The organism is Synechococcus sp. JA-2-3B'a(2-13) (genome assembly GCF_000013225.1).
Taxonomy (GTDB): Bacteria; Cyanobacteriota; Cyanobacteriia; order Thermostichales; family Thermostichaceae; genus Thermostichus.
Map to the genome: position 1 here is coordinate 655107 of NC_007776.1, position 22189 is coordinate 677295.

Annotated in this window: 15 protein-coding genes, 1 tRNA gene and 1 pseudogene; 7 read left to right on the plus strand and 10 right to left on the minus strand. The window is 58.2% G+C overall.

Annotation, left to right across the window (positions count from 1 at the left end):
• The first annotated feature begins 26 nt into the window (after positions 1–26).
• The 3 genes from CYB_RS03060 (at position 27) to CYB_RS03070 (ending at position 4240) form a co-directional block, all read left to right on the plus strand.
• The gene (locus CYB_RS03060; RefSeq protein ID WP_011432290.1) at positions 27–452 is read left to right on the plus strand and encodes a DUF2996 domain-containing protein; all 426 of its coding nucleotides are present in this window, start codon (positions 27–29) and stop codon (positions 450–452) included.
• Positions 453–997: 545 nt separating this feature from the next.
• Entirely contained in the window at positions 998–2473 is a 1476-nt protein-coding gene (glgA, locus tag CYB_RS03065) for a glycogen synthase GlgA (RefSeq protein ID WP_011432291.1), read from the plus strand.
• Between the two features lie 159 nt (positions 2474–2632).
• Complete coding sequence (locus CYB_RS03070; protein ID WP_011432292.1) at positions 2633–4240, plus strand: glycoside hydrolase family 57 protein; 1608 nt, start codon at positions 2633–2635, stop codon at positions 4238–4240.
• A 297-nt stretch (positions 4241–4537) separates the two neighbouring features.
• Here the strand turns inward: CYB_RS03070 and ilvB are convergent.
• A pseudogene (ilvB, locus tag CYB_RS03075) lies at positions 4538–6337 on the minus strand (biosynthetic-type acetolactate synthase large subunit); the annotation flags it as partial.
• 211 nt (positions 6338–6548) lie between these two features.
• On the opposite strand from ilvB, the gene CYB_RS03080 reads away from it, so the two are divergent.
• Together CYB_RS03080 and CYB_RS03085 are read left to right on the plus strand one after the other, a co-directional pair.
• Positions 6549–8126, plus strand: coding sequence for a phospholipid carrier-dependent glycosyltransferase (locus CYB_RS03080; protein WP_011432294.1), 1578 nt, complete (start codon positions 6549–6551; stop codon positions 8124–8126).
• Between the two features lie 109 nt (positions 8127–8235).
• Positions 8236–9300 (plus strand): Gfo/Idh/MocA family protein, encoded by a 1065-nt coding sequence (locus CYB_RS03085; protein WP_011432295.1) that lies wholly within the window; start codon positions 8236–8238, stop codon positions 9298–9300.
• A 635-nt stretch (positions 9301–9935) separates the two neighbouring features.
• On the opposite strand, the gene CYB_RS03090 is transcribed toward CYB_RS03085, so the two are convergent.
• Positions 9936–11654, minus strand: a complete 1719-nt coding sequence (locus CYB_RS03090) for a transglutaminase-like domain-containing protein (protein ID WP_049749614.1) — start codon at positions 11652–11654, stop codon at positions 9936–9938.
• 342 nt (positions 11655–11996) lie between these two features.
• Between CYB_RS03090 and CYB_RS03095 the strand changes: the two genes are divergently transcribed.
• Positions 11997–12854: a sulfite exporter TauE/SafE family protein gene (locus tag CYB_RS03095; RefSeq protein WP_011432297.1), complete on the plus strand. Its 858-nt coding sequence runs from the start codon at positions 11997–11999 to the stop codon at positions 12852–12854.
• A 54-nt stretch (positions 12855–12908) separates the two neighbouring features.
• On the opposite strand, the gene pheA is transcribed toward CYB_RS03095, so the two are convergent.
• From pheA to sppA, 4 genes are all read right to left on the minus strand, one after another.
• Positions 12909–13895, minus strand: coding sequence for a prephenate dehydratase (gene pheA / locus CYB_RS03100; RefSeq protein WP_011432298.1), 987 nt, complete (start codon positions 13893–13895; stop codon positions 12909–12911).
• Positions 13896–13908: 13 nt separating this feature from the next.
• The gene (locus tag CYB_RS03105) at positions 13909–14277 is read right to left on the minus strand and encodes a late competence development ComFB family protein (RefSeq protein ID WP_011432299.1); all 369 of its coding nucleotides are present in this window, start codon (positions 14275–14277) and stop codon (positions 13909–13911) included.
• Positions 14278–14460: 183 nt separating this feature from the next.
• Entirely contained in the window at positions 14461–15735 is a 1275-nt protein-coding gene (alr, locus tag CYB_RS03110; RefSeq protein WP_011432300.1) for an alanine racemase, read from the minus strand.
• 44 nt (positions 15736–15779) lie between these two features.
• The gene (gene sppA, locus CYB_RS03115) at positions 15780–16817 is read right to left on the minus strand and encodes a signal peptide peptidase SppA (protein ID WP_041437123.1); all 1038 of its coding nucleotides are present in this window, start codon (positions 16815–16817) and stop codon (positions 15780–15782) included.
• A gap of 262 nt (positions 16818–17079) precedes the next feature.
• Here sppA and CYB_RS03120 point away from each other — a divergent pair.
• Positions 17080–17152: transfer RNA gene (locus CYB_RS03120), tRNA-Ala, on the plus strand.
• A 304-nt stretch (positions 17153–17456) separates the two neighbouring features.
• On the opposite strand, the gene CYB_RS03130 is transcribed toward CYB_RS03120, so the two are convergent.
• The 4 genes from CYB_RS03130 to CYB_RS03145 form a co-directional block, all read right to left on the minus strand.
• Entirely contained in the window at positions 17457–17735 is a 279-nt protein-coding gene (locus CYB_RS03130) for a hypothetical protein (protein ID WP_011432303.1), read from the minus strand.
• A 450-nt stretch (positions 17736–18185) separates the two neighbouring features.
• The gene (locus CYB_RS03135) at positions 18186–19178 is read right to left on the minus strand and encodes a heme o synthase (RefSeq protein ID WP_011432304.1); all 993 of its coding nucleotides are present in this window, start codon (positions 19176–19178) and stop codon (positions 18186–18188) included.
• Between the two features lie 53 nt (positions 19179–19231).
• Complete coding sequence (locus CYB_RS03140; protein WP_202943708.1) at positions 19232–20164, minus strand: COX15/CtaA family protein; 933 nt, start codon at positions 20162–20164, stop codon at positions 19232–19234.
• 676 nt (positions 20165–20840) lie between these two features.
• Positions 20841–21950: an RpoD/SigA family RNA polymerase sigma factor gene (locus tag CYB_RS03145; protein WP_238376879.1), complete on the minus strand. Its 1110-nt coding sequence runs from the start codon at positions 21948–21950 to the stop codon at positions 20841–20843.
• Positions 21951–22189 lie beyond the last annotated feature (239 nt).

Here is a 22189-nt window from a genome sequence, read left to right on the forward strand (position 1 = left end):
CCATCTGATTGTCGGAGCGTTTCCCCATGTCTGGAGAACCCACCCCCGAGGCCGCTGCTGCCGAGAAACCCGCTGAAGCTGCCAAGCCTGCTGCTGAGGATTCCCCCAAAGCCGCTGCGAAAAAAGTTGCTAAGGAAGAAAAGCCCTTCGAGCAACAGATCACGGAAGAGGTGATCCCGGCGGCCATTGCGGCTTTTCAAAAGCGCGGAGTCAGCGATCTGGAGCTGCGCCTGGAAGGCAAGACGCTGGTCGGCGCGTTTGCAGGAGGCAAGAAGCAATTTAGCGTGCTGTTTGCTGAGGGATCCTTGAATGGCCGCAAGTTCTTCCGCTGTACCACCGAAGGATCCCCGGCCAGCACCATCGAGTCTTTTATGATCGACGAGCGGCGCGTGGATGTCAACCTATTCGTGTTTTATTTGGTGCAGCGCCTTTACGCTCAGCAGTGGTATTGAGTTCGCGTGACCTTGAAGAATCCCTGGCTACCCCTAGCCGGAGAGAGTAAGCCTGCTCGCAAGAGACGAGGGGAGGTGCAGCCGGCTGCAGTTACCGTAAAGCCAGGATCCATCCGGCCATGTTCTTTGGCATGCCCACGATCCCAGAACGGGCACCTTGGCTGCCGCCTTCCCGGAAGATGAGCTGCGCACTTGGCTCGAAGAACGGTACCGCCCCAGCGGGATCAGCCGTTCATAGTCGCGTTTCAGGTTAGGGTGAGAGGCCTGGGCTACTGATCGCGCCAGCGGGACGGAGTCCTTGAAAAGCCTTCTGGCCCCGTGCATTCAACGTTTCTAGTTTGAATCGAAATGCCCATAATTGCCCAGAGGGCTGCTCCCGTAGATCAGGTTCCCCGGCAAACGGCGCAGCTGGGGCTCGAACCCGGTCGGCCCAGAGGTTGTTCCCCAGTGCAGGGATCCCTTGCCATTGGGAGGGATGTTCTGTCGAGGCCAAAAAGATTATCGTTTGTAAAGAAAGCTAAGGCGGTGCTACGGGAGGTCTCGAAATGTACATCGTGCAGATTGCGTCTGAATGCGCCCCGGTTATCAAGGCGGGGGGACTGGGGGATGTGGTGTACGGCCTCAGCCGCGAGCTGGAGGTGCGGGGCCACTGTGTCGAGCTGGTTTTGCCCAAGTATGACACGATGCGCTACGACCAGATCTGGGGTTTGCACGACGCCTATCGCGATCTCTGGGTGCCCTGGTACGGGGGAGCCATTCACTGCTCGGTGTACTGCGGCTGGGTGCATGGCCGCCTTTGCTTTTTTATTGAGCCCCACTCGGGCGATAACTTCTTCAATCGCGGGTGTTATTACGGCTGCCCGGATGACAACATGCGTTTTGCTTTTTTCAGCAAGGCGGCTCTAGAGTTTCTCCTACAAAGCAACAAGCGCCCCGACATCATCCATTGCCACGACTGGCAGACAGGGTTGGTACCGGTGCTGCTGTTTGAGATCTACAAGTACCACGGCATGGGAAACCAGCGGGTGTGCTACACCATTCACAACTTCAAACACCAAGGCTTTGGCGGCCCAGAGATTCTTTGGGCTACCGGCCTCAACCGCGAACCCTACTACTTCCACTACGACCGTTTGCGCGATAACTTCAACCCCTTTTCTCTCAACTTTATGAAGGGGGGAATTGTTTTTTCCAACTTTGTCACTACGGTCTCTCCCAATCACGCGCTGGAGGTGCAATTTGGCGACTACGGCTATGGACTTGGCCATACCCTCTACTTGCACCGGCACAAGTTTCGCGGCGTTTTGAACGGCATCGATTACGACATTTGGAACCCGGAGATCGACCGCTTTATCCCCGTGCGCTACACTGCTCAAACGCTGGAAAATAAAGCTAAAAACAAAAAAGCTCTGCGGGATCGGCTGCTACTGCAGGATGTTGACAAGCCTATCGTGGCCTATATCGGGCGATTGGACGAGCAAAAGGGCGTGCATTTGGTGCATCATGCCATCTACCGCTCCCTGTTCAAAAATGCCCAATTTGTTCTGCTGGGATCCGCTACGGAGCGAGGGATCGGCGCTTGGTTTGCCCACGAGAAAAGCTACCTCAACAACAACCCCGATGTTCACATTGAGTTGGGCTTTAACGAAGAACTTTCCCACCTTATCTATGCGGGGGCAGACATCATCGTAGTGCCCAGCCACTACGAACCCTGTGGACTCACTCAGATGATTGGCTTGAAGTATGGCACAGTTCCGGTGGTGAGAGGAGTGGGTGGCCTGGTGGATACCGTCTTCGACCGCGACTACGATCCCCACAAATTGCCCGAGCAACGCAACGGCTACGTCTTTTATCACACAGATCCAGCTGCTTTGGAGTCGGCTCTGGATCGGGCCATCGACCTTTGGTACACCGCTCCTGACCAGTTCCGTCAACTGCAGATTCAAGGCATGAGCTACGACTACTCCTGGAACTATCCTGGCAAGGAGTATCTGGAGATCTACGACTTCATTCGTCACCGCTGAGCCCAACAGCGATCCCCAGCGATCCCAGCTCTTGACCCCAAGGACGAAATGCTGGACGATAGGTAGCAATCTTGGGCTTAACCTTCTCTACAGATTTGCTGCTGAGAAGGGTAAGTCTGCTCCGTTATCTTTCCCTGTCTGTAAGGATCCCCGGCTGCCATGGGTTATCTCGCCTTGGTACTCCACGCGCACCTGCCGTTTGTGCGCCACCCTGAGCAAGACTTTGTGCTGGAGGAAGAATGGCTCTACGAAGCCATCACGGAGACCTATGTGCCGCTGCTGCACATGTTCGAGGGGCTACAGCGAGATGGCATCGACTTTCGTTTCACCATGTCCCTGACGCCGCCCTTGGTGTCGATGCTGCGGGATCCCTTGCTGCAGGAGCGCTACGACCACTACCTAACCAAATTGGAAGAGCTGGCCCAGCTGGAGTACGACAAAAACGCCACCAACGGCCACATTCGCTACCTGGCGGAGCACTACATCAAGCAGTTTGCCATGGTGCGGGATCTCTGGGAGCGCTACGACCGGGATCTGGTGCGGGCCTTTCGACAGTTTCAAGACAGCGGCAACCTGGAGATCATCACCTGTGGGGCTACCCACGGCTACCTGCCCTTGATGCAGATGTACCCGCAGGCAGTCTGGGCGCAGTTGATTGTAGCTTGTGAGCACTACAACGAACACTTTGGCCAGTGGCCGCGGGGGATCTGGCTGCCGGAATGCGCCTACTACCAAGGGCTGGAGCGGATGATTGCCGATGCCGGCCTGCGCTACATGATCACCGACGCCCATGGTCTTCTCTACGCCAAGCCCCGGCCTCGTTACGGCATGTACGCCCCTATTTTTACCGAGACCGGCGTCGCCGTTTTCGGGCGGGATCACGAGTCTTCGCAGCAGGTGTGGTCGGCAGAGGTGGGCTATCCAGGGGATCCGGTTTACCGCGAGTTCTACAAAGACCTAGGGTATGAGGCCGACTACGAGTACATCAAGCCTTACATCATGCCCAACGGCCAGCGGAAAAACACCGGCATCAAGTACCACCGCATCACCGGGCGCAACCTGGACCTGGGGCAAAAGCAGCTTTACGACCCCTATTGGGCGCGGGAGAAAGCGGCAGAGCATGCGGGCAACTTTATGTTCAACCGCCAGCGGCAAATCGAATATTTGTACAGCGTCATGGGCCGCCCGCCGCTGGTGGTGGCCCCCTACGATGCGGAGTTGTTCGGCCACTGGTGGTACGAGGGCCCTTGGTTTTTGGATTTTCTCATCCGCAAGAGCTACTTCGACCAAAACACCTACCGCATGACTCACCTGGCGGAGTACCTGCGGGAGAACCCCACCCAGCAGGTGTGCAAACCTGCCCAGTCCAGTTGGGGGGCGCGCGGCTTCCACGAGTACTGGCTCAACCCCACCAACGCCTGGATCTACCCCCACCTGCACAAGGCCACCGAGCGGATGATCGAGCTGAGCCGTCGCGAGCCTGCCGATGACCTAGAATGGCGGGCCTTGAACCAGGCGGCGCGAGAATTGCTACTGGCTCAATCGTCTGACTGGGCTTTTATCATGCGCACAGGGACGATGGTTCCCTATGCAGTGCGCCGCACCAAGTCCCATCTGCTGCGCTTCAACCACCTCTACGAGAAGATCAAAGAGGGTCAGTTTCGGCGAGAAAAAGCCACCCCTGAAGAGGAGCAGTGGCTGGCCAAGGTGGAATACATGGACAACATCTTCCCCAATATCAACTACCGGGTTTACCGACCCCTCTAAGCCGGTTGGGCAGGTCTGGAGGGTGCCTGCTTCCGACCGCCAGAGACACCAGAGGCAGAAGTTTCCGGCTACCCTCCTTGAGGGGATCGAACTACCCCAGGGCAGGAGGGATCCTCCGTTCGTTGCGCTGATCCCAACCTTCCTCTCCTTTTGGGAAAGGGGCAGGAGTCGCTCGTGTTGGCCTCGCAGAGCGCTCAGGGAGCGTTTTAATCTGGCTTGTTCAGTAGCCCCGATATCCCCGAAGACTCCCTGCTGCTGGGGCCCGCCTTCCCCAGCCGAATGGCCAGGCCACCGATTCTAGAGCTTGGTGCCGCACTCGGCGCAGAACTTGTGCAGGCTGGGGTTTTTGGTGCCGCAATTGGGGCAGTAAATCAGCTCGGCGGCTTGCTCCAGTTGCCGCTTTTCCGGCAGGCCGATCATCTGGTAGTTGGCTTTGCCGGCGGGCACCATCGGGTAGCAGTTCTCGTCCCGCTTGACCACAAAATCGACCACCACCGGCCCCTCGTGGCGCAGCATCTCTTGGATGGCGTCGTCCACTTGATCGGGGTGATCGACGCGCATGCCCTTGACGCCAAAGGCTTCAGCCAGCTTGACGAAATCCGGCATGCCCGGAGTCATATCCGAGTGGGAGTAGCGCTCGCCGTGGAAGGCCTGCTGCCACTGCCGCACCATGCCCTGCCAGCCGTTGTTGATGATGGCCACCTTGGTGGCAATGCCGTACTGGGCCACCGTGCCCAGCTCCTGCATGTTCATCTGGAAGCTGGCGTCGCCGCTGATGCAGATCACCTCGGCGTGGGGCAGGGCCACTTTGACCCCCATGGCCGCCGGGAAACCGTAGCCCATGGTGCCCAGGCCAGAACTGGAGATCCACTGGCGCGGCCCGTTACGCAGAAACTGCGCCGCCCACATTTGGTGCTGACCGACATCGGTGGTGTAGTAGGCGTGGGGAGCATGGCGACGAAAGGCATCGATCACCTGCTGCGGGGCGATCACGCCCTCATAGCGGGGCACCTGCAGGGGGTAGTCCCGTTTCCAGCGCTCGATCCGCTCCAGCCAAGCCTGCGTCTGGCCAGGGGTGTGGGGCATTTTGCTCAGTTGCGCCAACAGCTCCACCAGGACGGTGCGCACATCTCCCACAATCGGCACGTCCGGAGTGCGGTTTTTGCCCACTTCTGCCGGGTCGATATCAATGTGGATAACCTTGGCGTGCTTGGCAAATTCGTCCAGCTTGCCGGTTACGCGGTCGTCAAAGCGGGCCCCCACGGCAATCAGCAGGTCGCACTCGGTAACGGCGAAGTTGGCGTAGGCGGTGCCGTGCATGCCCAGCATCCCCACCGAGAGGGGATCGTTCTCATCGAAGGCCCCTTTGCCCATGAGGGTGGTGGTCACCGGGATCTGATAGGTGTGGGCCAGCTCGGCAATCTCGGCATGGGCACCCGAGATGATGGCCCCGCCCCCCACGTAGAGCAGGGGCCGCTTGGCCTGCAGGATCAGCTTGGCCGCCGCGTGGATCTGGCGCGGGTTCCCCCGCACCGTGGGCCGGTAGCCGGGGATGTTGACTTCGCTAACCGGCTGGTAGTCGAACTCTTCCAGCCCCACATCTTTGGGAATGTCGATCAGCACCGGCCCCGGTCGCCCGGTGCCAGCAATGTGAAAAGCCTCGGCCACGATCCGAGCCATTTGGCGCGGATCCCGCACCACGTAGGAGTGCTTGACGATGGGCAGGGTGATGCCAAAGATGTCGGTCTCCTGAAAGCCGTCGGTGCCGATCAAATGGCGGGGCACCTGCCCGGTGATGACCACCATGGGTACAGAGTCCATCATGGCGTTGGCGATGCCCGTCACCAGGTTGGTCGCCCCTGGGCCAGAGGTAGCAAAACACACCCCCACCTTGCCGGTGGCGCGAGCATATCCGTCGGCGGCGTGGGCAGCCGCTTGTTCGTGGCGTACCAGGTAATGTTTGAGCAGCCCCTGAGACTCGGCTTTGTACAGCTCGTCGTAGATGGGGAGGATGGCTCCCCCCGGATAGCCAAAGATGTGTTGCACCCCATGCCGGTGCAGGCTGTCCACCAACGCATATCCACCAGTCGCCACGGTGTCTCCTCCCCACTGAGATGACCGAACGTCAAACGCCCGCTCTCAGGAGCGCCAGCGCAGACAGGGTACTGGCCAGAAGTTGGCCAACTTTGTATTCAATTCTACAGTCTAGCAGTGGTTTGCTTTGGAATCGCTTAGACTTTCACGGTCGGCTAAAGTAACACTGGGGATCCCTAGGGATCCTCGCCGGAGTGTTGAGAGTGCCCTATCCATGACTGGAGAGCCAACCCCCATTGACCCCGGGCCGGAGCGGTCTCAGGGCAGCTTGCTGCTAGCTGTGCCCATCCTCGGATCCCCGCACAGCGCTGTGGGATCCCGACAGTGGCTGGTATGGGGAGCGCTGGGGATCTTTCTGGTGGGTCTGGGGTTGCGCCTGTGGCGGCTGGACGAGTTCCCGGCACCTGTGTTCGATGAGGTGTACTTCCCGGAGTTTGCCCAGAACTACCTGGATGGCAAGCCTTTTTACGATGTGCATCCCCCCTTGGGCAAGTACTTCATTGCCCTTAGCATTCAGGTGTTTGGCCGCAACGAGTGGGGATTCCGCTTCGCCACTGCTTTTTGCGGATCCCTGATCCCTCTGTTGCTGACCGGTTTAGCCTACCGCCTCACCTACCACGTGGGCTTTGCTCTGTTGAGCGGGGTTTTGCTGCTGACCGATGGGGTGTTTCTGGTGGAATCCCGCTTTGGCCTGATCAACGTGTATCTGGTAGCCTTTGGGCTGGCAGCGACCATTCTGTTGCTCAGAGGTCTAGAAAACCAAGGTTGGCGACGGGCTGCTCACTTTGCTTGCTCCGGGATCCTGTTGGGGGCGGCAGCTTCGGTGAAGTGGAATGGCCTCTGGTTTGCCTTCATGTTTGCTCTGTTGGGGATCCTCGTCTGGGGGGTGGTCTGGCTGCGCCCGCAGTGGATCCCACGGTTGGGCATTTTGATCCAGATTCGTCATCTGCGCTGGTGGCACTATGTGTTTTGCTTCATCCTCGCTCCGCTGGCCTTTTATGCCATTCAGTGGATCCCGCACCTGCAGCTGAATCCCCAACAGGGACTAACTCTGGATTGGAGCTGGACGGGCATCCAGAATTATTTCCGATCCCTGGTGCTCATCAACCAATCCATCTACGGCGGCCACATGGCAGCCCACCTGGTGGTGAACGAAGAGACCCCTGTTCACCCCTACTGCTCCACCAGCTTGCGATCCCTGGTGGCTTGGTTCCCGGCTTTGCGTCCTTGGCTGACTACGCCCTTGGCCTCGGCAGGAGCTTGGTCCTGGCCAATTCTGGGCCGCCCCGTGGCCTACTACTTCGGCAGTCAGGGCAACCTCTGGCAAGCTGTTCATGGCTTGGGCAATCCTTGGCTGTGGTGGCTGGGGACGGGATCCATCTTGGTGCTTGTCTGGCGAGGGATCCGCCACTTTCACGGTCTCGAAGCCTTCATTTTGATTGGCTATGCGGCCAATTACCTGCCTTGGTTTAGGGTCAGCCGCTGCGTTTTTATCTACCACTACATGAGCGCTCTGGCGTTTAGCACCCTAGCCCTGGCTTGGTTGGTGCTGCTGGGCTGGCAGAGCTATCGCCGCTTTTGGCGCGGGGCGAGCATCACGGCGGTGGCCTTGGTTTTGGCGTCCTTTGTCTTCTTTTTCCCCGTTTGGCTTGGCCTGCCCCTCAGTCCAAGCGGATTCTACGCCCGCATGTGGTTTCGCTCTAGCCCGGTGCCGCTGTTCTGTTTCAGCCCCCAATCCTGCCAACAGCCCCCGCTGCACCTGCCGCCCATCCCCGGCTTGAACTGGATCTAAGGGAGGCATGGTAAGCTTTGTGAAGTTTGTTTCGTGAAATGCGGCGCTCCGTTACCGAAAGATGGAGCGAGGTTCGCGAAACCCTTGTGGTAGAGGTAGTGGAAACGTCATGGCCCGATCTTGCCCGAGTTCTGCCAACTCTCCCCGCCGTCCACTGGCTTATTCAGAGCAAGCTGTCCCGGTTGGGGTGATCGGGGTAGGCAACATGGGCCAGCACCACACCCGCGTTTTCAGCCTGATGAAGGATGTGCGGGTCGTGGGGGTAGCGGATATCAACGTGGAACGGGGATTGGATGTGGCCAGCCGCCACCGCGTTCATTTTTATGAGGACTACCGCGATCTGCTGCCCCACGTAGCTGCCGTGGCCATTGCCGTGCCGACGGTTCTGCACCATGAGGTGGGTATGGCCTGCCTGGAGGCCGGGGTACATGTGCTGATCGAAAAGCCCATCGCTGCCAGCATCAGCGAAGCAGAATCGCTGGTGAACCGAGCTGCCGATTGCAATTGTATTTTGCAGGTGGGGCACATCGAGCGCTTCAGCCCTGTTTTCCAAAAGCTGGGCCAAGTCTTGCAAAGTGAAGAACCTCTGGCTTTCGAGGCTCACCGTCTCAGCCCCTATTCCGACCGCGCCAGCGATGTGTCGGTGGTATTCGACTTGATGATCCACGACATCGATCTGTTGCTGGAGCTGATCCCATCTCCCGTGACCCAGATTACCGCCAGCGGCAACCGCATCTCCAAGCTGGGCTACCTGGACTACGTCACGGCTACTCTCACTTTTGCCAACGGTGCCATCGCCACCCTCACCGCCAGCAAGGTCACCCACCGCAAGGTGCGCAAAATTGCCGTCCACTGCAAGAATGCCTTGGTAGAAGCAGATTTTCTACACAATGAGATCTCGGTGTACCGCCAGGGATCCGTCGGCAGCACCAGCGACTACGGCCAAATGCCCTACCAGCGGGATTGTTTGATTGAGAAAGTCCACACCGACAATATCGACAAGCTGCATGCCGAACTGGAGCACTTCATCAACTGCGTGCGGGGAGGCAACCAACCTTCCGTAGGTGGGGAGCAGGCCCTGAAAGCTTTGAGGCTGGCCTCGGAGGTAGAGCGGATTGCTTTGGATGGATGTGCCTGGAGCGAAGCCAAGCCCCGCCGTAGTCTCCTATCCTAGTCTTTAACGCAAGCCCCAGATGGGGGCAGAGCCCTGTTGTTGGCCCATAGCCATTCCAGCATCAGGCTGGGGAAGAAAAAGCAACATTCGCGCCCGCGGAGTGCAGCTCTATTTGTTGCTGTTGCCAGTCCACCACTCAATACTCCTGTAGCCCAAGCCGACTGTAAAGCTTGAGCTTAGTTTGCTTATCTTGGCCAATATTGCGAGCTCCAGGGCTCAGCACTCCTACCGCCGATTCTGGGGCACTGTGGAGTTTGCCATCCGCCCGTGACATACTCCCATCGCTGACCCTACGGGTACAGCGTGGGCTTCTCGCTTCATCGGGGAGCTTTCGCAAGAACCCTCAGCGAGCAGACACGGGATGTCCCACCGCGTAGTTGCACCAGATTCCGGCAAAAGCCGTTTTGTGCAACTGCTCCCATCATACACCATGTGGGGGTATCTGTATCCCGGCACTGACCCTACGGGTACAGTGCAGGGCTTAGCTACCCCCACACCCCCATAAGCTAACGCTGTTCTCAGTCGAGAGCGGCTTACCCACACCACATCAGGAGCCACATTGTTATCTTCGGCAAAAATCACTCCCGGAGCAGTGTTGGCCAATCTCAGGGCCGTTTTCTCACTCTATTCGCCTTTCAAATTTCTTCTAAGATGCGAAACTGCACATGGTTAATGGCCAGCTCCCCAATTGAGGCTTGGTCGGTGTTGATCGTCTCGAAAGGGATCCCTTTGGCGATCTCGGCATGGGTCCAGGGCAAGCCCATGAAGTAGCGCTGCGAATAGGGGCGCTCCCCCCGATCGTCGGGGTTCGACTCCATCGGCACCCAACCCCAGCCGGGCAGATAAAACTCAATCCACACGTGGTTGTACTGGGGAAACAGCGGGATCCCTTTCAGTTCTGGATGGGGAGGACATTTGTAGCGCCCCACCGTGCGGCAAGGGATTCCATTGAGGCGGGCCAAAGCCAACAGCACCCCCACATATTCGCCACAAGAACCGGAGCCACGCCGCAAAACCTCATCCGGCGGATCGATGCGAGAGGTGACCCGGTAGGAGAGCTTGTCGTAAACATAGGCCCGGATATTGAGCATTTTGCGCAGCAAGTTGGTCTCGCTGCCAACGGCCAGCCGCGCTGCCTCTCGGACAATCGAGGTGTCCATGGCCAGGTAGTCATCGTCCACCAAGTAGCGATCCCGCAGCTCCCTGGGCAAAACGGCAGCCTCTACATCCAGTGGATCGATGCAGTACTTGATACTGTAGAGATCCAGCACCGCCCGCCAGCCAAACAAGCGCACCTCATGGGCCCCCAGGGATCCCAGCGAAAACACCGCCACCTGTTGGCCAGATTGCTCTTCCACTTCAAACGGCAGACCTACCCAGTGCAGGCTGCGCACCCGTTGGCGAAGGCTGTTGCAGGGCAAGGCAATTCGCCAGACCAAATCGGGCAGGAAGCGCGGCTCTTCTTGGGCAATTTCTTCCACATAGGTCAGCTCCACCCGATAGCCGTGGGAGAGGGTGTAGGTGGCGCGTTCCCCCAGACACTGGGGCTGAAAAACTACCGGACAGGCAATGGGGGAATCCTCGGCCTCGGTTCCACTGCCGCCAGAGGGGTCGGGGGAGCTAGGGGGATCCAAAGGCCGCAGGCGCAGGGGAGCCACCCAGGTTTTGTCGCGCAGGGCCACCGACAAGGGATCTGGAGCGTTGGGGTTGTCGTGGATGTAGGCTTCTTCGTGGGCATAGGCCACCCAGAGTTGCCCCCGCCAATGGGCCAAGCCTGTTGGCCCAGGAGAAGGGGTGAGGATACGGGCCAGTTCTCGCCCGGTCTGGCGCTCCAGCACATAGATCGTCTCTTCCACCCGATCGCTCACCCAGAGGTAGTCTCCCTGCACCGCAATCTGTTCTCGGCCAACCCCAGGGGCAGGCATCTCCTGCACGATGAGACCACGGCTGGGATCCAGTTGCAGGATTTTTCCCCGTCGGTAGCAGGTGGCATAGAGGTAGCGGTTTCCCGTGTGGGGATCGCTCCAGAGGGCGATCCCTTCGATAGGGTAGGGGCACCTACACACTGGAAAGGCTTCCAGGGATCCCGGTTGCTGCAGAGCGGACATGGGAATGCGCAAGATTTGCCCCTCTTGCTCCCGACTGAGCCAAATCCACGCTTGATCCCCTTCTGACTCTACCCACAAACCGTAAGCGCCTTGGAAAGAATGGACATGATGGGGATTGAGCAGCAGGGTGTTGTGCTCTTGAATTTCCACCAAATAGCCCCTCACCCGATCCAAGCCCAACAGGCGATCTCCCCAGGTGGCCAAACCTTCCAAAGCAACCAGCCCCAGAGGTTGCAGAGGGGCCACAGTTCCCTGTTGCCGCCCAGATGGAGGCCACCAAGCAGGCTGGGATCCTCTTGCCGTGGAACCTAGATTTTTCAGAGCACCCAGATCATTTGCCGGATGGATGGCAACCATGAAGGCTTCCTTGCCTATGGATGAAGTTGACATGCTGGCGCGATCTGCACCAAGGCGGTACGACTGTCCAATATTTACTGTCCAACATTATTATGATGCGCCTCTTTTCAACCCCACACCCAAGGCTTCTCGACCGATGTATCCCTGCTAGTCTTGCCAGGACTGGAGAATGTTACGATGATGTCGGCTTTTTGGCCAGCAAGATAGAGCAGCGGTGGGGAGTGGTAGGGGATGGAGTTGGCCTTGGCAATTGGCGGCCTGGTGGCAGGGATCCTGGCCGGGGTGCTGGGCATTGGCGGTGGCGTGATCCTGGTGCCCTTACAGGTCAGCTTGGGGATCCCACCGGTTCAAGCTGCAGCCACCAGCAATCTTTCCATTGTTATGACCTCGATTGCGGGCAGCATCCAAAACTGGCGGATGGGCATGCTTGATTTGAAACGGGTGATCCTGCTGGGGATCCCAGCGTTGCTTACGGCTCAAGTAGGAGCAATTATCGCCAGTCGCCTTCCCAGCTATCTGCTGTTGGCAGCGTTTGGAGTGTTGCTGCTGGCCAACACTTACCTGGTGCAACTCAACAAAAAGGTGGTTATCCAGGCCCAAGAATTGGGGGCTGACGTCAGCGGTGCCGAGCACCTCAGCGGAACGGAGTCCTCAGGGCAGATGTCTCCCTGGTTAGCCCGCGCCCTGACCGGCGGCACTGCCGGTTTGTTGGCCGGGCTGTTTGGCATCGGCGGTGGGGTGATCCTGGTGCCAATGCAGATCCTGCTGCTGAAAGAGACAATCAAAGTGGCGATTCAGACCAGTCTGGGGGCCATTGTGATCACAGCAGTTGCTGCCACTGCCAGCCATGCGGGCCTCAGCGATTGGATCTGGAATGGCCTGGGGTTCGGGGACGGCACCATCCACCAGAATGTGCTCTGGATCCCAGGTTTAATCTTGGGCACAGGGGGGTTAATCGGTGTACAGATTAGCACACGCACCCTGCCCAAATTGCCCGATGAAACCGTCAGTCTGTTGTTTCGGGGCTTCCTGGCCATTCTTTCTCTTTACATTTTTTGGCAAGCCTGGCAAGGTTATCGAGCTCTGTGAAGTGATCCTGGTCTGCCTGAGCGCTCAAGACAGCAGTCCTTGGTCATTTCGATTCTACGTTGGACGCGCTTTCCCCTCAGAGGGCAGGGCTTTTGCTACTTGGGATAGATCCCCTTGTTTGCAGAGGTCATGCACAGGGTAGCTGCCGAAGAGCTTCAAGGTTTCAGCAATTGATTCCAGCGCCGCAACCACCTCGGCATCCAAATAGGGTTGGCCGATAGGGTTCTCCAAATCGACAAAAAAGACATACGTCCCTGCCGATTTTTTAGTGGGGCGCGACTCAATGCGAGACATATTCAGGCCTCGCTCCGCAAACACTTGCAGAGGTTTCAGCAGCGCTCCCGGCACGTTGTGGGGGAGGCTGAAGGCTAAGGAAGTATGGGATCCCCCCGGAGAAGCAGGATCGGCAGAGGTTTCACCCTGTTGACCGGAACGCGAGAGCGGCGCACGGCCAATAACCCAAAAGCGAGTGCAATTGTCGGGGTGATCGTTGATCGGGCAGGCCAAGACCGGCAGTTGGTAGAGGGTGGCAGCTCGTTCTGAGGCGATGACGGCAGCGCTGGGCTGCTCCTGCAGGCGATCCAATTCTTCGGTGGTCGAGCGGGTTGGGATCAAAGTGGCCTGGGGCAGATGGGATCTCAGCCAAGCCTGACATTGGGCCAAAGCTTGCGGGTGGGAGTAGACCTGCTCAATTTGCTCCAACCGCGAGGCACGTCCGATGAGGGCATGGCGAATGGGCAGGATCAGCGCCTGCCGAATCCCTAGCCCCTCCAGTTGCCAGAGGGCGTCTAAGGTCATCGAGACCCCCCCCTCCACCGAGTTTTCCACCGGCACCACCGCCCATTGTTGCTGGCCGGCAGCTACCGCCTCTAGACAGGCGCTGATCGTTGGATAAGGCACTAAGGGGTGGGATCCCTGGCTGTGCAGGTGAGGCTGCTCAGGGCAGGCCAGCAGAGCTGCTAACTCTGTGTAGGTTCCAGCAGGGCCGAGGAAGGCCACTGGCGAAGGGGAAACGTTCGCGCTAGCGGAGCGCAGCTCCATCAGAGCCATTCCTTCAATTGTCGCTAGGGGCCAGTTCTAACTCTATCGCCTCGACGTCGCGCAGCAGCAAAGGACATTCAGGTTCTGGGCAACGGGGATTGGCCGCCACCTTGTCCATGGCCTTCACCACCTCCAACCGGATCAGCCTCTGCAACTCCTGATCCGCTTGAATGGCTTCTAAAGTTCGGAGAGAGCCGTGAAAACTGGTGGCGTATCGAGGCTGGAGGTTGTTCAAAGCCAGGGCGGCAGCATCGTTACAGAATTTCTCGCAGAAGCAGTAGCGCTGTTGACTCTCCATCAGCAGGATTTCATTGACCATCTCCAGAACAGCCCGTTCCATTTGATTTTCCAGGCTCTTCAGAGGCTTATGTTGCTCCGCCATCGCTACCTCCCAATGGGAACCGAATCCGCCGCCAAGTCACTGTTTTCAGTGATCAGGAGTGCCCTCGATTACCTTCGATGCTGCTCTACTCTCTGTTGACACGTCAAGTCAAGCCCTCTGCTGCCGACGCGAACAGCCTCTGGCCCGCTCCTATCCGTGCTTGAGGCAATCCAATCTGTCGTGTCAGGCATCATCAAAACCCAGAGAATTAACCAACACTCTTGGCAGACGGGCAGAAAGTCCACACAGCAACTCATAGGAAATAGTACCCAACTGATCGGCCCAATCCTGCACAGATAAACCCGCATTTGCCAGATTGGGGCCCAGCAGCTCCACCACATCCCCCACCTGGATATCCGGCCTCTCGGTTACATCCCACATACATTGATCCATCGTGATTGTGCCCACCTGTTGGATCAAGCCGCCGCGCACCCATCCTCGCAGCCAGCCGGAAAGCCGCCGTGGGATCCCATCCGCATAGCCGATGGCCAGAGTGGCAATGCGACTGGGGCGAGAGGTGATGTAGCGATGCCCATAGCTCACGCCAGTTTGAGCAGGCACAGTTTGGATGTGGGACAGCCGCGCCTTGAGCCGCAGAATTGGCTGCAGACCTGGCACCGGCAAGTGAGGGGCAGGGGACAGGCCATAGAGGACCAACCCCAAACGCACACGGGAGTAGTGGAGATGGGTTAAAGCACCGGCTGAGTTATCCAGATGCAGCGCCGGCAAGGGATCCCCGGCTTGACGGATCTGTTCCACCACCTGGGCAAAGCGGGCGTGCTGCTGTTCCATGACCGGAGAATGGGGCTCGTCCGCCGTCGCCAGATGGGAAAACAAGCTACAGCCTTCCAGCTCCGGGATCCGACAAATCTGCCCCCACACGGCTGCAGCTTCCTTCCAGGGGATCCCCAAACGGGTCATACCCGTATCCACATTGACATGCACCGGGATGGGTCGCCCGGCCCAACGGGCTACCTGGCGCATCAGCGGGATTTGGTCTGTGCAGGTGAGGCTGACCTCCAGCCGGGCTGCCATGGCCTGCTGTAGCTCCGCCCAAGTATTCAAAGCTCCCAACACCAGAACCGGAGCCTGCAGCCCCGTTTGCCGCAACTCGATCCCTTCGGCCAGGGTGGCCACACATAGCCCCTTGGCCCCAGCCGCAACAGCCACGGGAGCCACCAACTGCGCCCCATGCCCGTAGGCATTGGCCTTCACCACCGCCCAGATCTCGACGTTTGAGCCTAGGCGCCTCTGCAACAGCCGCAGGTTTTCTCGCAGCTGGGCTGCGTCAATTTCCACCCAAGCCCGACTGGTCAACAGCTCCAGGTCAATCGCGCAATCCAGCTCCGCCGAGGGATTTGCCCTCTGGGATCCCTCTCTCCAAGTATTGCCCTGCACTCCCAGAGCAGCTGCTCTCAAAGTGCCCTGCGCCGCCGGCGCGACCGGTTCTCGATTCACCGTTCACCCCCCACACCCAAAACCCGTCCTGATTAGATTTAGGTTTAGCGCAAAGTCCACTCCGGCGCCATCCACAGCAACGGCACGTCTGGGATCCCAACAGCCTCGTTGCTCTCCAACAGCCGGCCCAGCCAAGCGGCTTGCCTTTGCGAGGACAGTCCTTGGCTTAACAGGCGTCGCAGTACTCGTTGGAAGCCCTCTCCCTCACCCGCCGGCGACAAAGAGGGATCCCCGGTCATGCGCCGCAGATCCTCCACCGCCTCCGTGTACCCCCCCAAAGCATCCACCAAGCCCACCTCCACAGCTTGCGCCCCGGTGAAGATGCGTCCATCGGCCAATTGTCGCACCCGGTCTTCATCCAAGCTCTGCCGTCGCGCGATCATCTCTGCTTCCAGCACCTCATCTGCCTTTTCTGGCAAGTGCTGGCGTCCTTGGGCCACATCGCGAATGAACTGCTCGAGGGTATCCTCCACCAAGTTTTGCAGAAGGCGCTGCTCTTGAGGAGTGGCACTGCGGAAAGGAGAGAGAAGGTCTTTGTACTCGCCGGTTTTGAAGGTCTGCGGCTCTATGCCGTAGTTCTCCAGCAGCTTACCAAAGCTGAGGCCGCTGATGATAGCCCCTATGCTGCCGGTCAGGGTGCCGGGGTTGGCATAGATTTTGTCGGCAGCGCTGGCCACGTAGTACCCCCCACTGGCAGCAATGTTTTCTAGGATAGCGATCACCGGCTTGTCCGCCTCGTGCAGAGCAGTTACGGCACGGTAGAGTTCCTGGCTGGATCCCACAGCTCCGCCGGGACTGTTGATGCGCAGCAATACAGCCTTGACAGAGGGATCCCGTGCTGCCTCCCGCAACTGTTCCACAGGAGAAGTGGGCAGGCCTACCAAAGTCGAACCCCCTGGGCCGCCTATCGTTCCTTCCAGGGTGACCACCTCGATGCGCTCCGCCCCCCGTGCAGCCTCTAGGCCAACCCCGCCTCGGGTAGGCTCTGGGGCAGGGCGCGTGCCCCCGACAATGGCCGCAATAAGGCAGACGACCAGCAAAGAAGCCGCCAAAATGCGGTTAAGCTGAGTTTCTTGTGTCACAGGCCCCTCAATTGCCACTGACTCCGTTCTACCACCCCGCGGGCTTCCTGGGATGCCGGGCAACAAAAGGCTGAGGGCCGAGCAAACCCCACTGTTGCTTCCCCCCGGTTGAGCCATCCAAACTATTGACAAGGATCCTCCCCTTATCTAGTATGGGATCCCAGCACTTTTTACCAATAAGGCAGCTTCTACAGGCTGCAGGTGTAGAATGGAATAGAAAGTTGGATCCTTGAGCGGATTCTGACCTGAAGCAAAGTAAATCGGGGCTTTAGCTCAGTTGGTAGAGCACTTCAATGGCATTGAAGGGGTCAGCGGTTCAAGTCCGCTAAGCTCCATTGATTGTGAGTTGGTTATGATCCAACAGCATCCAAAGCCTGGAGAGTTTCCGGCAGGCCAGGGTTCTGGGACTCTTCAACCCTGGAACCTGCGAAGCTCACCAAGACGGTTAGCCCCGGCGAATTGACAGGCCAAAGGTTCGCCAGCAAGAACCAGGAGCAAAAAAACAGCAGTGGAACAAGGGATCCCCAGCCTTTCCCACAATTCACACCGATGGTGATATCGCTCCGTTCCAATCCAATGTCTTCGACCCAGCAATCTGTGGCCTCGTGGGAAACAGGCAAGGCATAGCGGCAAACCCGGTCATGGTTGCCCCTCCCCCTGACGGCGGATCAAGAAGCGGATTTCCTGAAGGAGAACCTCAAAGCGTTGATCCGATTCAGCCTGCCGCTGCCTCAATTCTCTCAGCTCCTGCCGCAATTCTCGCACTTCCTGCCTTAACTCCAGGACGACTTCGGCGAGACGCCCTGAAAGGGTCTGCAAGGCAAGCTGAGCATCGGTAACCTGGGCAACTGTATTGGCCACCCTGGTCACAGCTTCGGCCAACTGGACAAACCGCGTCTCAATTTCCTCATTGGTCATGGCCGGGTGTGTCTTGGTTGGCTAATAATTAGCTCATTCTACCCTGCACGGTATGGAGTGTCACTGATACATTTACGCTGAGCACTGCTGAACATCACTGTTCAACTATGCAGCGATAGCATTCTGTTTGTTTCCATTCGCGTTAGCGGGACGGAGTCCAAACAGAATGGCGGTATCCCGCAAAGCTTTGAGTAGAATACCCAAAGCGCAGTTTCCGTGTCGTCTTACTACCAATTTTCTGCTTTGCTTTGGCTACCATGTTGGCAGACTCGAAAGTAAACAGAAAGATCAACTGGTAGTAATCCGTACTGAACATATTATACATTATTTTCAGTATAGTTGAGCTTATTATTGACTAGAGTCATGCTCTCTGAGAATGGGCCGCAATTTTGAGGAAAAACCGGCTGGCCAACGGGGGTTATCAACCCAGGGATCCCCCATTCGCGCAAGTCAGCTGGCCAGCGCTATGAGGGTGGTGTAAATCCCTTGGAGGGACGCAGTGGCCTGGCTCCAGAGGATGTGGGTTAACGACCACCTATCCAGACCCATGGCCCCGCACAACAGCAGCAGATACAGGTTGGCAAACGTGAAGAGCGAGGCCGCCCGATCTCGGTCGCAGGGATCCTGCAGCAACTGCACCGCCTTCCAAACCAAGAGGGATCCCAGCAGCGCCGCCGCGCTCAGATAAAAGGATCCCAGCATCCCTAAGGGGTAAACCAGCAACAGACTGACCGGAACCATCAGCAGCGCGTAGAGCAAAATCTGCGCGGCAGTGATCCTTTCGCCCGCTACCACCGGCAGCATCGGCACCCCGGCACGGGCATAGTCTTCCCGCTTCAGAATGGCCAAAGCCCAGAAGTGGGGTGGAGTCCACAAAAAGATGATGGCGAACATCACCCACGCGGCCCAGCTGAGCTCGCCTGTGGTTGCTGCCCAGCCCACCAAAGGTGGGATCGCTCCTGCCGCTCCACCGATGACAATATTTTGCGTGCTGGAACGCTTCAGCCAGTGGGTATAGACCCCCACATACACCAGGATCCCCGACATGGCCAAACCGGCAGCCAGCAGGTTGGTGAAAATAGCCAACAACCCAAAGGCAGCCAAAGCCAGGATCCCCGAAAAAATCAGAGCATCCCGCGCCCGGATTCGACCGGAAGGCAGGGGACGATGGCGGGTTCGCTCCATCATCCGATCGATATCGGTGTCATACACCATGTTGATGACGTTGGCTGCCGCCGCCGCTATTCCTCCCCCCAAAAGGGTGATGAAAAACCTGAACGGGTCGGTGTTGCCTGCCATCCACATGGCCCCAGCCGTCGTCATCAGCAAGAGGGCGATGATCTTGGGCTTCACCAACTGGCTGTAGCTGCGCAAAACCTGGACAAGCGCCTGGCGCTCGCACCCCAGAGCACATGGGCTCTGCTCAGAGGGGATCCCCCCCATCGGGTTCTGGTAGGAAGCCTGACGGTCGACTAAAACGCTATCTTGCATGAAATTCACTCACCAGTCATTTCTGCGGTCATGGCCATCCACTGGCCTTCTTCCCCCTGGGTTCGCATTCGCCAGGCCAGCACCGTAAAACCCAGCAGACAGGCCAGCAAAGCTGCCCCCATCATCTGATGGGCCACCGTTAGGGGTTCTACCTGCAGCCGGTAATGATAGGTCAAAACACCGATCCCCACCTGGGCCAACAGCAGGCCAACAGACCCATGGCCCAAGAACTTGAGAAGGCGGGGGATCCGCTTGCGCCGCAGCCCGGTGGCCACCGCTACCGCCAACACCCCAAGGGTGGCCGGAGCAACCCCCAGCAAGTGGCTATTCATCACCCAGCACAGCTCGCCGGCAGCAAAGCATTGATGCAAAGCCCATTGGGAGGCCACCAAGGCGCCCAGAAGGCTCTGGACATACACCAGCAGCACCGCCCCCAAGCCCAGCCAAGGCAAGTAGCTGACGGAAAATGGCCCTTCACCCAGTCGCAGCGGCAGGATGGAGTCCTTAGAACCGGCTCTTGTCCAGATCAGTAATCCCAGGGTGAGCAAAGTGGCAAAAAACAGCAGGCCCGTGCCCAAGTGGGCTGTCACAATGTCAAAGCGCAGCAGCTCCGTGACCGTCAGCCCGCCCAGGATCCCTTGCGTCAAGACCAGAACAAAAGCCCAGCTCAAACCCCAGGGCAGCCAAGTGGGCAATGCCTGACGCTTCAGCCAAGCAAACCCCATTAGAACCAAGGTAGCCAAGCCTACCCCAGAAGCCACCATGCGGTGAAACCATTCCAAAAAGACTTGTAGGTTCATCTGCTGGCTGGGCACAATTGCCCCGTAGCAAAGGGGCCAATCTGGACAGGACAGCCCAGCATTCATGACGCGGGTGGCACTGCCTAACCCCATCAGCAGCCAAGTGGCCAATGCTAACCCCAGTAGGGCTTGTCCCATACGCAGGGAAAGCTTGTCTGAGAGCACAGGATTCCGCTGGGAAGAAGGTTGGGATTGATGAAAGATCGAAGAATCCATTGCAGTTGAAGGCATAGCAAAGACTGGGCTGACGGCTCGAGCATCTGCACTGAAAAAGAGGCTGGGCTGAAAAAGCCTAGCCGGCTTGGTATCGGGCCATCTGGAAACAAAGACGCAGGTTACTCGCTGACTATTCCTCGAAGCCAATCCTAAATGCGGTTTTGTGGCTGGCGAAGGCTTTTTAAGAATTTCTTTCTCGGCGCACAGGTGTTCCGAATCCTAGGCACCTCTGGGAAGTCAAGCCAGCAGACCAATCCTTTTCCCCCTGGGAGAGGGGTCGCGGCAGCGGCGCGAAGCGTTTGGGCGGCAGCGGGAGTGTCTCAATCTCGTTTGGAATGACTACAATGCCTGAGCGCCAGAGGAAACCGATCAGCCAACTCCTCAACGACCAAAGAGGTTAGCTGCCAAAGTCCTTCCCACTGGCTCTGGTCGTGAAGATGAGGTAGCCGGGGGGTCATCAGCCCCAATAGGCTCAGGGGATAAGGGATCCTTATCATCGCCGCTGCAAGGGGCTATGGTGTTCAACCCAAGAAGATTGAAAAAAGGCTATCCCTGGGCAGAAGCTGGCCCGGAAATCGGTCTGCCAGGCCTGTAGCCACTAGCGAATGTACTGGGCCAAAGCCCGCGAAGAATAGCCCACCCGCAATTTGCGCAGGGCATCCCGCTCGATCTGACGAATCCGTTCCCGCGTTAGGTTGAAGTGATCCCCCACCTCCCGCAGGGTTCTCGCCTGTTGCCCGTCTAACCCATAGCGCAACTCCAGCACTTGCCTCTCAATCGGCTTCAGGGTTTGCATGGCAGAACGCACATCCTGCTGCATCGATTGCACGAGGATCCCTTGAAAGGGCTGCTCTTGCCGCTCATCTTGCAGCAAATCTCCAAGGCGGCTTTCTCCTTCCTGGCCGACCGGCACATCCAGCGACAGGGGCAAAGCAGCAGCCTGTTGGATCATGCGCAGTTTCTTGACTTTAATGCCCAAGGCTTCTGCCAGCTCCGCTTCGGTGGGCCGCCTCCCCTGCAGCTTCATCAGCTCGCGGTTGGTGCGCTTGAGCAGGCGTACTTTGTCGACCATGTGTACCGGCAGGCGAATCGTCCGCGCTTGGTTGGCAATGCAGCGGGTAATGCCTTGGCGAATCCACCAATGGGCGTAGGTGCTGAAGCGAAACCCCCGTTCGGCGTTGAATTTTTCGGTGGCCCGGATCAACCCGATATTGCCCTCTTGGATCAGATCCAAAAACGGCACCCCCCGATTGAGGTATTTCTTGGCAACGCTGACCACCAGGCGCAGGTTGGCGTTGATCAGCTTGCGCTGAGCCTGCTCCCCTTGTCGGATGCGGGAGCGTAGGGTGGATACGGAAATCTGCAGGGCCTCGGCCAAAGCCTCGTCACTGGGATCCTCCCCCCGCTGTTGCCGCCATTCCTGCCGGGCTTGGTCGATGAGGAGCTTTTGCTGAATTTTGCGCGACAACTCGATTTCCTCAGCGTGATCGATGCGGGGCACGCGACCGATGGTATTCAGGTAGTGATCGACAGGGTCTTCATTCAACCGGGATCCGCCGGCCCCTGGCTCTGAGTCAACTTCTGCGAGGTCGTCTTGAGGGGCAGACTCGGGGTCGAACCAGAGATCGTCGAACTCCTGAGGCGAAGAGACAGAGTGTTCAGGATGAGGACGAGAAAAAACCACAGCCAGGTGAGGAGAGAACTTCATCTCCCAGTCTAAAAAGGTTTCTGCTGCTGCTGCGAGCGAAAATCGATCATGCCCCTCTTTTTTGTCCGGAGATTTTTCCGCTTGGATGCGGGAACAGCAGGGGTCCCGTCCGCCAAGTCTTTGCAGGCAAGGGGTCGCTCGCCAAAAAGCGGTAAGCGATTTTCGATCTAGACCTTGAGATAAGATTGTTCCTGAGCCAGTCAGCTCAACGGCTGCCGGGTGGGATCCCAGGAAAAGGG